The following is a 12,299-nucleotide window of genomic DNA, read 5'->3' as shown; positions in this document are numbered from 1 at the left end:
AGGAAAAGAGCCTTGTTTCGCTCTTTTTTACATAGCATGACGTCCTAGTGTAGCCAGCGCGAAACGGCATTTCGATGCCCTTGAATTCGCTCCTTTTTCTGATGCGCCCTGGCCAGCAAGAGGCCAGGCGGAAAGGGCTGCCCGCAAGCGGGGTGCGCCCCGCAGCCCGGCCTGCGGGCACTTGCGCCCAGGCGGCGAGCAGGCTTCTGGCAAAACCAGCGCCCGCAACGCTTTTTTCATGAACCAAACGCCATGATCACCCTCGCCCAGCTCGTGCAAGACACCGAACGCCAACTGCAAGCGGCCGCCGTCAGCTACGGCCACGGCACCTGCTGCGCGCGCGATGAAGCCGCCTGGCTTGTGCTGCATGCGCTGCAATGGCCGCTGGAAACCGATCTGGCGGGCGATGCGGGCGCGGCGGCCGTGCCGCCCCAAGCGCAAGCCCGCGCCGCCGCGCTGCTGCAAGAGCGCATCGCCAGCCGCAAGCCCCTGGCCTACCTCATCCGCGAAGCCTGGCTGCAAGGCGTGCCTTTTTATGTGGATGAGCGCGCCATCGTGCCCCGCAGCCTGATCGCCGAAGCGCTGGCCGAGGGGCAAATTGACGCCTGGCTGCCGGACGAGCCGCGCCGCGCGCTGGACTTGTGCACGGGCAATGGCAGCCTGGCCGTGCTGGCCGCGCTGACCTGGCCCGGCTGCGCCGTGGACGCCGCCGACCTCAGCGCCGATGCGCTGGAAGTGGCCCGCATCAACGTGGCCAAACATGCGCTGGCAGGCCGCATCAGCCTGCTGCAAGGCGACGGGCTGGCCGCCTGCCAGGGCCGGCCGGCGTACGACCTCATCTTGTGCAACCCGCCCTATGTGAACGCGGACAGCATGGCTGCCTTGCCGCCCGAATACCGCGCCGAGCCGCACATGGCCTTGAGCGGCAACCAGCGCGGCGGGCGCGACGGCATGGACTTCATCCGCCCCCTGCTGCAAGAAGCCGCCGCCCGCATGCAGCCCCAGGCGGCGCTGGTGCTGGAAATCGGCCACGAGCGCGGGCACTTCGAGGCGGCCTTTCCCAGCCTGAACCCCGTGTGGCTGCCCACCAGCGCGGGCGACGATCAAGTGCTGCTGCTCACTCGCGAGGCGTTGCAGGCCGCGTGACGGCGCGGCTTTTCGCCCGCCAGCAGGCCAAACGTCTTGGGCTGAAGGCTGATTCAGCTCCTCGATTCATAGCATGAGGTCCTAGTGAAACCAGCGCAAAACGGGTTTTGGCGTCCCTGAATTTGCTCCTTTTTCTGATGAAAAGAGCGGCTTGCGGGTTGGCATGGCGCCGGATGAAAGGGCAGGGCAGAGCGCAAAAAAAGCCGCCAGTCCGGCTTGCGGCGCTGGCGGCTGGGAGGAAAGGGCCATTCAAGGCCCTTCAGGCTCTAGGCGAGTCCGTTTTCTGGCTCAGAACGAATCCAGCGCCATTTCCATCACGCTGGCGGCGCCGCCGGTGATGGCGTCGCGCAGCGACGAAGTGCGCGGCAGGATGTGTTCCGCATAGAAGCGGGCCGTGGCGATCTTGGCCTTCATGAACTCGGCATCTTGGCCGGCGGCCAGTTGCTTTTCGGCCACCAGCAGCGCGCGCGCCAGTTGCCAGCCCGCCACCAGATTGCCCGTCAGCATCAGGTAAGGCACGCTGGCGGCGTAAGCGCCGTTGGGGTTGGGCTTGGCGTTGGCGGCCACGTATTCCACGGCGTCCAGGAAGGCCTTGCGGGCGGCGGCCAGGTTCTTGGCGGTGGACTTGGCGGCTTCGCTGCCGCTGGCCAGCAGCTCTTTTTCGGTCGCTTCGATTTGCGCGGCCACGCCCTTGGCGAACTGGCCGCCATCGCGCGCGGTCTTGCGGCCCACCAGGTCATTGGCCTGAATGGCGGTGGTGCCTTCGTAGATGGGCAGGATGCGCGCGTCGCGGTAGTACTGCGCGGCGCCCGTTTCTTCAATGAAGCCCATGCCGCCATGCACCTGCACGCCCAGGCTGGTGACTTCCAGGCTGATTTCCGTGCTGTAGCCCTTGACCAGCGGCACCAGGAATTCATAGAAAGCCTGGCTTTGCTTGCGCGTAGCCTCGTCGGGCGAGTGGTGCGCGGTGTCATACGCGGCGGCGGCCACGCTGGCGGTGGCGCGCGTGCCTTCGGTGAGGGCGCGCATGGTCATGAGCATGCGGCGGATGTCGGGGTGGTGAATGATGGGCGCGCTGCCGGGCAGGCTGCCATCCACGGGGCGGCTTTGCACGCGCTCGCGGGCATAGGCCACGGCTTTTTGGTAGGCACGGCCCGAAATGGCCACGCCTTCCAGGCCCACGGCGTAGCGGGCGGCGTTCATCATGATGAACATGTATTCCAGGCCGCGGTTTTCTTCGCCCACCAGGTAGCCCACCGCGCCGCCGTGGTCGCCAAATTGCAGCACGGCCGTGGGGCTGCCCTTGATGCCCAGCTTGTGCTCGATGCTCACGCAATGCACGTCATTGCGCTGGCCCAGGCTGCCGTCGGCGTTCACCAGGAACTTGGGCACGATGAACAGGCTGATGCCTTTGACGCCTTCGGGCGCATCCGGCAGGCGGGCCAGCACAAGGTGCACGAGGTTTTCCGCCATGTCGTGCTCGCCGTAGGTGATGAAGATCTTGGTGCCGAACACTTTGTAGGTGCCGTCGGCCTGGCGCTCGGCGCGGCTGCGGATCAGCGCCAGATCGCTGCCGGCTTGCGGCTCGGTCAGGTTCATGGTGCCCGTCCATTGGCCGGAGACGAGTTTTTCCAGATAGGTGCTCTTGAGCTTTTCGCAGCCCGCAATCAGCAGCGCCTCGATGGCGCCGTCGGTCAGCATCGGGCACAGGGCAAAGCTCATGTTGGCCGAGTGCAGGATTTCGGCGCACGCGGCGGCGATGGTCTTGGGCAGGCCTTGGCCGCCATAGGCTTCGGGGTGCTGCACGCCCTGCCAGCCGCCTTCGGTGAACTGGCGGTAAGCCTCTTTGAAACCGGGGGTGGTGGTCACCTTGCCGTCGGCGAAGGTGGCGGGTTGCTTGTCGCCGGCCACGTTCAGCGGCGCGACCACGCCTTCATTGAACTTGGCGCACTCTTCCAGCACGGCCTGGGCGGTTTCCAGCCCGGCCTCCTCAAAACCGGGCAGCTTGGCCACCTGGTCGATGCGGGCCAGGTGCTCGATGTTGAACAGCAAATCCTTGACGGGAGCCTGAAAGCTCATGGTTGTCTCCTGAAAGTTAGGGAAAAACGCCTTTGCGCCGGGCGCAAGGGACATTGCGAGTGTAAGTCTGGCAGAGGGCGTTTCGACGATTTGCGAGCGTTTGGGCGGCCACCCGCGCGAGCTGAGAGACTGTTCAAAAGCTGCCCGTGAGTGAATGGGAAAAGCGCGGCCCCAGGCGTTCTGCGGCGTTGTCAGTCTTTGCCGGGCCGCGCGCAGGCATCTGGCCCGTCTGCGCCTTGCAGCTCATTGCGCTTCATGGCCCTTCACGGCCAGATTGCAGGCAGGTACTGAAAAAAAGGGCTTGCCGTCACGCGCGGCAAGCCCTGCCAGGCCTCTGCCTTTGGGTTGATTCAGGTCAATTCAATGAGGGGTTGCGCGCCAGCGTGTAGTAGCCGATCAGGCAATTACCGCTGCTGTCCACCGGCTGCTGGCTCATGACCAGCGCCTCGGCGCGCAGGCGCTTTGCGTCGGCCCACAGCTCCACCCAGTCCTGCCCCACGCGCCGGCCCGGAAGTTTCTGGCGCTCGCCCTTCCAGGCCGCCGCCGCGCTGTCGCCCTGGGTCACGAAAGAGTTCCATTCGGCAGAAGGCGCGAGGTAATAGCTGCGCCGCGTGATGGCGTAGCCCGATTGCAGCAGTGCGACTGTGCCGCTGCTCTCCAGCGCCTGGATTTCTTCGGCAAAGCGGCCCGGCTCCACGGGCTGCATGAAGTGGCGCGGATCGGCCGCTGAAATGCGCTCTGCCGCCTGCGCGGCAAGGTGGCAAGCGCCCAGGCAGCCCAGGCAGCCCAGGCAGCCCAGGCACAGAACGAATAAGCGACGCTTCATTGAAACACCCTGATATTTGCAAAACTCTGAAATAGACACAGGCCGCAAGCTGTTTCACGAACCTGAATTGACTATAGAAGTTTTACCTATTCTGGTCAATGAAACGGTTATTGAGCGGCAACCTTGCGGGAAGGCGCACGGAAAGCGCCACGGAAGGCGCCAGCCCGGCCTGCGGCGCAGCACAATCGCCGCATGAACGCGGCGTTCTCCGCTGAGACCTGAACCATGTTTACCGACTCACACTGTCATCTCAACTTCCCCGAACTGGCGCAGCGCCTGCCGGACGTGCTGGCGGCCATGCAGGCCGCGCAAGTCACGCGCGCGCTGTGCATCAGCACCACGATGGAGGAATTTCCCGCCGTGCGGGCGCTGGCGGCGGCGCATCCGCACATCTGGGCCAGCGTGGGCGTGCACCCTGACAGCGAAGGCGTGCAAGAGCCTGCCGTGGCCGACCTGCTGGCCGCCGCCGCCTTGCCGCGCGTGGTGGCCGTGGGCGAAACGGGGCTGGACTACTACCAGCTGGCCGAGCGCAAGGGCGGGCGCAGCGTGGCGCAGCTTCAGTGGCAGCGCGATCGCTTTCGCACCCACATCCGCGCCGCGCAGGCCGCGCGGTTGCCGCTGGTCATTCACACCCGCGCCGCAGCCGATGACACGCTGGCCATCTTGCGCGAAGAAGGCGAAGCCGGCCCGCAGTGCGCCGGCGGCGTGTTTCACTGCTTCACCGAAAACCGCGAAGTGGCCCGCGCCGCGCTGGAGCTGGGCTACTGCGTGTCTTTTTCCGGCATCGTCACATTCAAAAACGCGCATGACGTGCATGAAAGCGCCCGCTACGTGCCCGATGACCGCCTGCTGATTGAAACCGACAGCCCCTACCTGGCCCCCGCGCCGCATCGCGGCAAAACCAACTCGCCCGCTTGGGTGCCGCTGGTGGCCGCGCGCCTGGCCGAGCTGCGCGGCCAGAGCGTGGAACACATCGCCCGCATCACCAGCGACAATTTCAGCCGTCTTTTCACCAAAGCCGCCCAGTCATGACCCAACACCTGCCTGCCCGCGCCCGCGCCGCCGCCCTGGCGGCCCTTTTCGCGTTTTCCGCCTTTGCCGCCAGCGCCTTGGCGCAAAGCCCTGGCGAATTCTTCCGCGCCATCAAATCCGACAACGCCAGCGCCATGCGTGAGCTGCTGGATCAGGGCATGGACCCCAACACGCGCGACGAGCGCGGCCGCCCCGGCCTGTTCGTGGCCTTGCAGGAAGAGTCCATGAAAGCGGCTGACGCGCTCATGGCCTCGCCCCGCCTGCGGCCCGACGAGCCAAACGCCAGCGGCGAAACCCCGCTGATGATGGCCGCGCTCAAAGGCCAGCTTGACGTGGCCCGCCGCCTGATCGCGCAAGGCGCGGCCGTGAACAAAACCGGCTGGACGCCGCTGCACTACGCCGCATCCAGCGGCCACATGCCCATGCTGGAGCTGCTGCTGGAACACCACGCCGACCTCAACGCCCCCTCGCCCAACGGCACCACGCCGCTGATGATGGCCGCCGGCTACGGCAGCCCCGAGGCCGTGCAGCGCCTGCTCAAGGCAGGCGCAGATGCGCAGCTGCGCAACCAGAAAGGCATGACAGCCCTGGACTTTGCCCGCCGCTACGAACGCCCCGACGCGCGCGCCATCTTGCAAAAAGTGAAAAAGCAAAGCACCCCGCCCGCGCAACGCGGCCAGTGGTGACGGGCCGCGCCTGCGCCAGCCAAGCCCGCGAAACCAGCTTGCGGCTTGGTTGCGAACGGGTTTTCAGAACTTGGCTCCAGGGTTTGACGCGCGGCCAGCCGGCTTTCCCTGGCTGCCAGCACGGGCGCTTCGTTCTCAAAAAGCGGAGCGAATTCAGGGGCATGAAAACGGCTTTTGCGCACGTTCCACTAGGACGTCATGCTATCAATTGAAGAGCTGATTCTCTTCCCCCTGTAGCCTTTCGTCTTCGCCCTTTCCTTGCCAGCGCGGGCGTGTGATACGGCAGAGCCAGGGGGAGCGGAAGCGGCGCTTCTTCATCAGCTCAATGGGCATCATCTGCCTGCGGCGAAGCGCCTGGCCTGCCCTGCCGCAGCGTGCTCTTGGCGCGACTCTGCCGCCGTGGTGAAGCCTGCGGCCTGGACTGCACCGTGCTGCGCCCCGGCCGGTCTGGAATCTGTTCAAGGTTCGTTTGCGCTTTCTGCCTTCACGGACAAGCGGGGAACAGGTTTTTAGCCCCGGCATCGTCTTCAGCCCGCAGGCCGAATTCATCATGAGGCCGAACGGCGGCTGTATCAGCGACAGCGGCTTTTTGATTGACGGCGGGGCTGCGGCGAATTTCTTCTTCGGGCCGAAAAACCGGGAACTTGCCCAGAGTCTGGCCGCAAGGGGCGAAAGCGCGGATTGGAATGGGCGGCAAGGCGCAGGCGGAGCTTTTGCGCTTGTTTGCAGCCGGCCGAGGATTTGCAAGACGGCGCTTTAGCGCCCACGGCCGGGCTGCGGACAGACGCTTTAGCGCCCGCCGTCGCTGCTCTGAGCCTGTTGCACCGCTTCTTTCAGGCGCTGGCTGGCGTGGAAGGTGACCACGCGGCGGGCGGCGATGGGCACGGTTTCGCCCGTGTGCAGGTTGCGGCCCGGGCGGGGGGCTTTCATGCGGGTGCTGAAGTTGCCAAAGCCGGTGAGCTTGACTTCTTCGCCTGCGGCGAGGCGTTCGCTGATGAGGGCGAAAAAGGCGTCCACGGCTTGTTTGGACTCGCGCTTGGTCAGGCCGATTTGCTCGAATAGCGCATCGGCCAGTTCGGCTTTGGTGAGGGTGTGGGCGGTTTGTTCTGGCATGGGCGGCTTTGGCGGGGCGGGTTCTGAAGGAGGCGTGATGTTGCCAGCTTGCGCGAAGCGGGCGGATGAGGCTATATCAGAAAGAGGAGCGGATTAAAGGGGTGTCAAAACGGCTTTCGCGCAGTTTCCACTAGGACATCATGCTACTGATTCAAGAGCAAAATAGCTTGACCAGAGCCTGGCGGGCGCGCTTTCAGAACCGTTCAGAGTCTGGCCGTGAGGGGCGGCTGGGGCGGGCGGCAAGGCGCAGACGGGCCTTGCTGTCCGTTTGCTGCCCGGCGAGGATGGGCCGGGCCGCAGGGCGCCCGAGGCCGCGCTTTCTGCACGCACGAGCAGACTTTGGGCAGGCTCTCAGGCCCGTAGCCGCGCACCCAGGTCTTTTTCCAGACGGATGAGGATGGCGGCGACGGCGGCGTCGAGTTTTTCGTCGGTCAGCGGGGCCTGATCGTCGCCCAGGGTCAGGCGCACGGCCAGGCTTTTTTCGCCAGCATTGACGCCGCTGGCGCTTTGGCCGCTCTTGGGGCGGTAGATGTCAAACAGCACGGCGGCCTTGAGCAGCCCTTGCGTGGGCGCGGCGTGAATGGCTTGCATGAGCGCGGCGTGGGTGACGGCTTCGGGCACGACGATGGCCAGGTCGCGCTCGCTGGAGAGCTGGCGGGGCAGGGCGATGGCGCGGGGCAGCGGGTGCTGCAAAACGGCTTCCAAATCCAGCTCAAAAAGCACGGGCGCTTGCGGCAGCTCCCACTGCTGGCGCCAGCGCGGGTGCAGCTCGCCCAGAAAGCCGATGGACTGGCCTTGCAGCAGCACGCGGGCGCAGCGGCCCGGGTGCAGGGCAGGGTGGCTGGCGGCTTCAAATACGGGCTGGCGGGGGGCGAGCAGGGCTTGCACGTCGCCCTTGACGTCGTAAAAGTCAGCGGCGGGCTGTTTGCCTTGCCAGCCCTGGATGGCGGCGGGGCCGCACACCAGGCCCGCCACGCGCACGGGCTGGCGCACGCCGCGCACGCTGGCCGCGCTGCCGGGCACGCTGGCGTCGCGCGTGAAGACGCGGCCTATTTCAAACACGCGCACGCGCTCGGCGCGGCGGTCGGCGTTGTACTTGAGCGCTTGCAGCAGCGAGCCGATGAGGCTGGAGCGCATGACGCTCATCTGGCTGGCAATGGGGTTGAGCAGGCGGATGGGGTCGGCGTTGCCCGCCAGATCGCGCTCCCAGCTTTCTTGCACAAAGCTGTAGTTGATGGTTTCCAGATAGCCCAGCCCGGCCAGCTGATGGCGCAGGGCGAAGGGGCTGCGGCGCGTTTCGGCGCGCGCGCTGGAGCGGATGGGCGCAACGGGCGGCGTGTCAGGCAGGGTGTTGTAGCCAGTCAGGCGGGCGATTTCTTCGATGAGGTCGGCCTCGATGCGCAAGTCAAAGCGCCAGCTGGGCGGGGTGACGGTGATTTGGCCTTCGCCTTCCGTGAAGGCCATGCCCAGGCGGCGGAAGATGCTGGCGCACTGCGCTTGCGTGAGCGGCACGCCGATGACTTTGGCCGCGCGCGCCACGCGCAAGGTGATGGGAGCAGGCTGCGGCAGGCTGGCCTGCTGGTCGGTGACGGGGCCTACTTGCGTTTGCGGCGTGCCGCAGATGTCCAGAATGAGGCGGGTGATGCGCTCGATGACGCGCGTGGTTTGCGCGGGATCGACGCCGCGCTCGAAGCGGTGGCCTGCGTCGGTGGCGAAATTGAAGCGGCGCGAACGGCCCGCAATGGCATCGGGCCACCAGAAGGCGGCTTCCACATACACGTCTTGCGTGCTGCCAGAAACGGCCGTGGCTTCGCCGCCCATGATGGCGGCCAGCGACTGGACCTGGCGTTCGTCGGCCACGACGCCCACGGTTTCGTCCAGCGCCACGGTGGCGCCATTGAGCAGCTTGAGCGATTCGCCCGCGCGGCCCCAGCGCACATGCAGGCCGCCGTGAATTTGGGCGAGGTCAAAAATGTGCGAGGGCTGGCCGGTTTCAAACATCACGTAGTTGGAAATATCGACCAGCGCCGAGACGCTGCGCTGCCCGCAGCGGGCCAGGCGCTCGACCATCCACGCGGGCGTGGCGGCCTGCGTGTTCAGCCCGCGTATGACGCGGCCTGAAAAGCGGCCGCACAAATCAGGCGCTTCGATGGTGACGGGCAGCGCGTCGTCCACCGTGGCGGGCACGGCGGCCAGGCCCTCGCTCCAGCTTTTGAGCGGCGCATCGGCCAGCGCGGCCAGCTCGCGCGCCATGCCATGCACGCTCAGCGCATGGCCCAGATTGGGCGTGAGCTTGAGGGTGAGCAGCGTGTCATCCAGCCGGAGGTATTCGCGCAGGCTCTGGCCCACGGGCGCGTCGACGGGCAGCTCCAGCAGGCCCGCGCCTTCCTGCGAAATGCCCAGCTCGCTGGCGGAGCACAGCATGCCGTGGCTTTCAACGCCGCGCAGCTTGCCCAGCTTGATGCGAAAGGGCTTGCCATCTTCGCCCGGCGGCAGCTCGGCGCCCACCAGCGCGCACGGCACTTTGATGCCCGCCCGCGCGTTGGGCGCGCCGCACACGATTTGCAGCGGCTGGCCGCCCGCATTCACCTGGCACACGCGCAGACGGTCGGCATTGGGGTGCTGCTGCGCCGATTGGATTTCGGCCACCACGATCTGGCTGAACGGCGGCGCGGCCGGGCGGGTTTCTTCCACCTCAAAGCCGCCCATCGTCAGGGTGTCAGCCAGTTGCTCGGTATTCAGCGGCGGGTTGCAGAACTCGCGCAGCCAGGATTCGGAGAATTGCATTTTTGGGGCCTCAATGTCGGATATTTCAATGGCGCAGGTTTTGTGTTTCTTGCATTTGCGCGATTTTTTCAATGGCGGCGGCCTGCCGCTCCAGCGTCAGGTTCTGCTCTTTCATCAGATCAATCAGCTGATTCTGATAATTGGAGGCATTGGATCGTTTGATCAGCCATAGCCATACGCCAATCAACATCAGTATCGGCCCCCAGGACATGAAAAGCTGGATCAATATGGGCGGAATGCCTGAATGACAGGTTGAATCGGATGGCGGCTCCACATTTTCAAATTCGCCTGAAGCCAGACGAATCTGGGCGCTTGCGTAACGGTCAGGGGCATAGCGCGCCTGATCGCTGATGCGCACCATGATTTCCTGGCCCGGCAACAGGCCGAGGCTGAAAGTCGAATCATTGAAAGCGTCAATCAGCTTGCCGCTGGCGTCAAAAAAACGGGCTTCAAAAACCGCGTGGTCGAGTTTCCGGCGGCCTGTATTGGTGGCTTTGCCCAGGACGGTGAGCGTGCCGCAGCAGCTCTCTTCTTCCGAGTCTGGGTGGTAGCTGTAGTCGATGTCTGAAAACTGGATATCGGAATGGTCGGCAGGCGATGGCGCTTCGTTTGCCGAAACGCTGGCGCAGGCGAGAAACAGCAGGCATGAGAGGAAAAATCGCTTGAACATCGCAGAATTTTCGCGGTGGCGATTCAATTCATCAGGCGAATTGCCTCAAAAAGCGCACGTCGCCTTCAAAAAACTGGCGCAAATCACTCACGCCATAACGCAGCATGGCCAGGCGGTCGATGCCGGAGCCGAAGGCAAAGCCAATGTGGGTTTCAGGGTCCAGCCCCATGTTTTTCACCACTTGCGGATGCACCTGGCCGGAGCCGGAAACTTCCAGCCATTTGCCAGCCAGCGGGCCATCGGCAAATTGAATGTCAATCTCGGCGCTGGGTTCGGTGAAGGGGAAATAGCTGGGGCGAAAGCGCAGGGCGAGCTGATCGGTTTCAAAAAAGGCGCGGCAAAAATCCAGATACACGGCCTTGAGGTCTTTGAAGCTGACGTTTTCGCCCAGCCACAGGCCTTCAACCTGGTGAAACATGGGGGAGTGGGTGGCGTCGCTGTCCACGCGGTAGGTGCGGCCAGGAGCGATGACGCGGATTTCACGCACGCGGCCTGCGGCCAGATCGGCGGCATGGCGCTGCGCAGCGGCCGATGCGTAGCGAATCTGCATGGGGCTGGTGTGCGTGCGCAGGCAGTAGGGCTGGCCGTCTTCGCCGTTCATGTCCACATAGAAGGTGTCCTGCATGGAGCGGGCGGGGTGGTTGGGCGGGTTGCCCAGCGCGGTGAAGTTGAACCAGTCGTTTTCGATTTCGGGGCCGTCGGCGACATCGAAGCCCATGCTGCTGAAGATTTGCTCAATGCGTTCCCACGCGAGGGAGACGGGGTGCAGGCCGCCTGCGCCGCGCTGGCGGCCCGGCAGGGTGACATCCAGCGCCTCGGCCTGCAAGTGCTGTTGCAGCTCGGCTTCCTGCAATGCCTGGCGGCGCGCGGTGAGCGCGGCTTCAATGGCCTGCTTGGCCTGGTTGATGGCAGCGCCGCGCGTTTTCTTTTCTTCAGGCGCGAGCTGGGCCAGCTCTTTCATCAGCGCGGTGACGCGGCCCGCCTTGCCCAGAAATTGCGCCTTGGCGTTTTCCAGGTCAGCCGGAGAGGGGGCTTGGGCAAAGGCGGCGGTGGCAGCGGACACCAGGGCATCAAGTTCGCTGCTGGCAGGCAGGGCGCTCATGGGGCAGGGTAGTGGGGAAGGGAAAAATGAAAAAGGGATTGGGCGCCGTGCGGCCCCCAATCCCTGAAACGCCATGTGGCGCAAAGGCCGCTGGGGCCTGGTGCGCGAGGCTTCAGGCGGCCAGCTTGGCCTTGACTTGCTCCACGATGCGGGCAAAAGCCGCTTCGTCGTGAATGGCGATGTCGGACAGCACCTTGCGATCCAGACCCAGCCCGGCCTTGTTCAGCCCGTTGATGAACTGGCTGTAGGTCAGGCCCAGCGCGCGTGTGGCGGCGTTGATGCGGGCAATCCACAGGCGGCGGAACACGCGCTTTTTGTTGCGGCGGTCACGGTAGGCGTACTGACCAGCCTTCATCACCGCCTGTTTGGCGATGCGATAGACGTTGCCACGGCGGCCACGGTATCCCTTGGCCAGGGCAAGAACTTTTTTATGACGGGCGCGAGCCGTCACACCACGTTTGACGCGAGGCATTCGTTTTCTCCTTGTTCGTCAGTGATTACAGGCCGCATTTGGGCAGCATTTGCGCGATCTGGCCGAGATCGGCCTCATGCACATTGACTGCACCGCGCAGTTGCCGCTTGTTCTTGGTGGTCTTCTTGGTCAGGATGTGGCGCTTGAAGGCCTGGCCGCGTTTGACGGTACCGCCGGGACGAACGCGAAAACGCTTTTTCGCGCTGCTTTTGGTTTTCATTTTGGGCATTTGAAATGCTCCTTTTGGCTTGTGCTCGTGAGGCGTGCGCAAAGACCTTCGCGCCCTTGATGGCCCCGAGCCACTTTTGTGTGCGGCTGCCGCCCAAAGCCGTCAGGCCCAAGGCGAAAGCTGCACTTTTCTCCGGCGCGGTCAAACGCCGGAAAAC

At 64.8% G+C, this 12,299-nt stretch carries 11 protein-coding genes; 3 read left to right on the top strand and 8 right to left on the bottom strand.

The window, feature by feature from the left end; translation table 11 throughout:
• Nucleotides 1–252: 252 nt before the first annotated feature.
• A complete protein-coding gene (gene prmB / locus C1720_RS01170) occupies nucleotides 253–1,146 on the top strand; it encodes a 50S ribosomal protein L3 N(5)-glutamine methyltransferase (protein ID WP_102282954.1) in 894 nt (297 codons plus the stop codon).
• 288 nt (nucleotides 1,147–1,434) lie between these two features.
• Here the strand turns inward: prmB and C1720_RS01165 are convergent, their stop codons facing one another.
• Both C1720_RS01165 and C1720_RS01160 read right to left on the bottom strand, forming a co-directional pair.
• On the bottom strand, nucleotides 1,435–3,225 hold the full coding sequence (locus C1720_RS01165) for an acyl-CoA dehydrogenase C-terminal domain-containing protein (protein WP_102282953.1): 1,791 nt from the start codon (nucleotides 3,223–3,225) through the stop codon (nucleotides 1,435–1,437).
• 355 nt (nucleotides 3,226–3,580) lie between these two features.
• Nucleotides 3,581–4,051: a hypothetical protein gene (locus C1720_RS01160; protein WP_102282952.1), complete on the bottom strand. Its 471-nt coding sequence runs from the start codon at nucleotides 4,049–4,051 to the stop codon at nucleotides 3,581–3,583.
• A gap of 225 nt (nucleotides 4,052–4,276) precedes the next feature.
• Here C1720_RS01160 and C1720_RS01155 point away from each other — a divergent pair, with 225 nt between their 5' ends.
• Both C1720_RS01155 and C1720_RS01150 read left to right on the top strand, forming a co-directional pair.
• Complete coding sequence (locus C1720_RS01155; RefSeq protein WP_102282951.1) at nucleotides 4,277–5,083, top strand: TatD family hydrolase; 807 nt, start codon at nucleotides 4,277–4,279, stop codon at nucleotides 5,081–5,083.
• Nucleotides 5,080–5,769 carry an ankyrin repeat domain-containing protein gene (locus tag C1720_RS01150; protein WP_102282950.1) on the top strand — a complete coding sequence of 230 codons (690 nt, stop codon included), beginning with the start codon at nucleotides 5,080–5,082 and terminating at the stop codon, nucleotides 5,767–5,769. Before C1720_RS01155 ends, C1720_RS01150 begins: the two co-directional genes overlap by 4 nt.
• A gap of 789 nt (nucleotides 5,770–6,558) precedes the next feature.
• Here C1720_RS01150 and C1720_RS01145 read toward each other — a convergent pair.
• The 6 genes from C1720_RS01145 to rpmI all read right to left on the bottom strand — a co-directional run bounded on the left by C1720_RS01145 (nucleotide 6,559) and on the right by rpmI (nucleotide 12,142).
• The gene (locus tag C1720_RS01145) at nucleotides 6,559–6,882 is read right to left on the bottom strand and encodes an integration host factor subunit alpha (protein ID WP_102282949.1); all 324 of its coding nucleotides are present in this window, start codon (nucleotides 6,880–6,882) and stop codon (nucleotides 6,559–6,561) included.
• A gap of 351 nt (nucleotides 6,883–7,233) precedes the next feature.
• A complete protein-coding gene (gene pheT / locus C1720_RS01140; protein WP_102282948.1) occupies nucleotides 7,234–9,669 on the bottom strand; it encodes a phenylalanine--tRNA ligase subunit beta in 2,436 nt (811 codons plus the stop codon).
• A 25-nt stretch (nucleotides 9,670–9,694) separates the two neighbouring features.
• Complete coding sequence (locus tag C1720_RS01135; protein WP_146006805.1) at nucleotides 9,695–10,339, bottom strand: FxLYD domain-containing protein; 645 nt, start codon at nucleotides 10,337–10,339, stop codon at nucleotides 9,695–9,697.
• A gap of 31 nt (nucleotides 10,340–10,370) precedes the next feature.
• Nucleotides 10,371–11,441, bottom strand: a complete 1,071-nt coding sequence (gene pheS / locus C1720_RS01130; protein WP_102282946.1) for a phenylalanine--tRNA ligase subunit alpha — start codon at nucleotides 11,439–11,441, stop codon at nucleotides 10,371–10,373.
• A gap of 112 nt (nucleotides 11,442–11,553) precedes the next feature.
• Nucleotides 11,554–11,913, bottom strand: coding sequence for a 50S ribosomal protein L20 (gene rplT, locus C1720_RS01125; protein WP_050715897.1), 360 nt, complete (start codon nucleotides 11,911–11,913; stop codon nucleotides 11,554–11,556).
• A gap of 25 nt (nucleotides 11,914–11,938) precedes the next feature.
• The gene (gene rpmI / locus C1720_RS01120; protein WP_050715898.1) at nucleotides 11,939–12,142 is read right to left on the bottom strand and encodes a 50S ribosomal protein L35; all 204 of its coding nucleotides are present in this window, start codon (nucleotides 12,140–12,142) and stop codon (nucleotides 11,939–11,941) included.
• Nucleotides 12,143–12,299: the final 157 nt, after the last annotated feature.

The sequence above is a fragment of the Ottowia massiliensis genome (assembly GCF_900240305.1).
Lineage (GTDB): Bacteria > Pseudomonadota > Gammaproteobacteria > Burkholderiales > Burkholderiaceae_C > Ottowia > Ottowia massiliensis.
The sequence above is the reverse complement of the archived record's forward strand: the minus strand, read 5'-3'. Positions and strand labels throughout refer to the sequence as shown.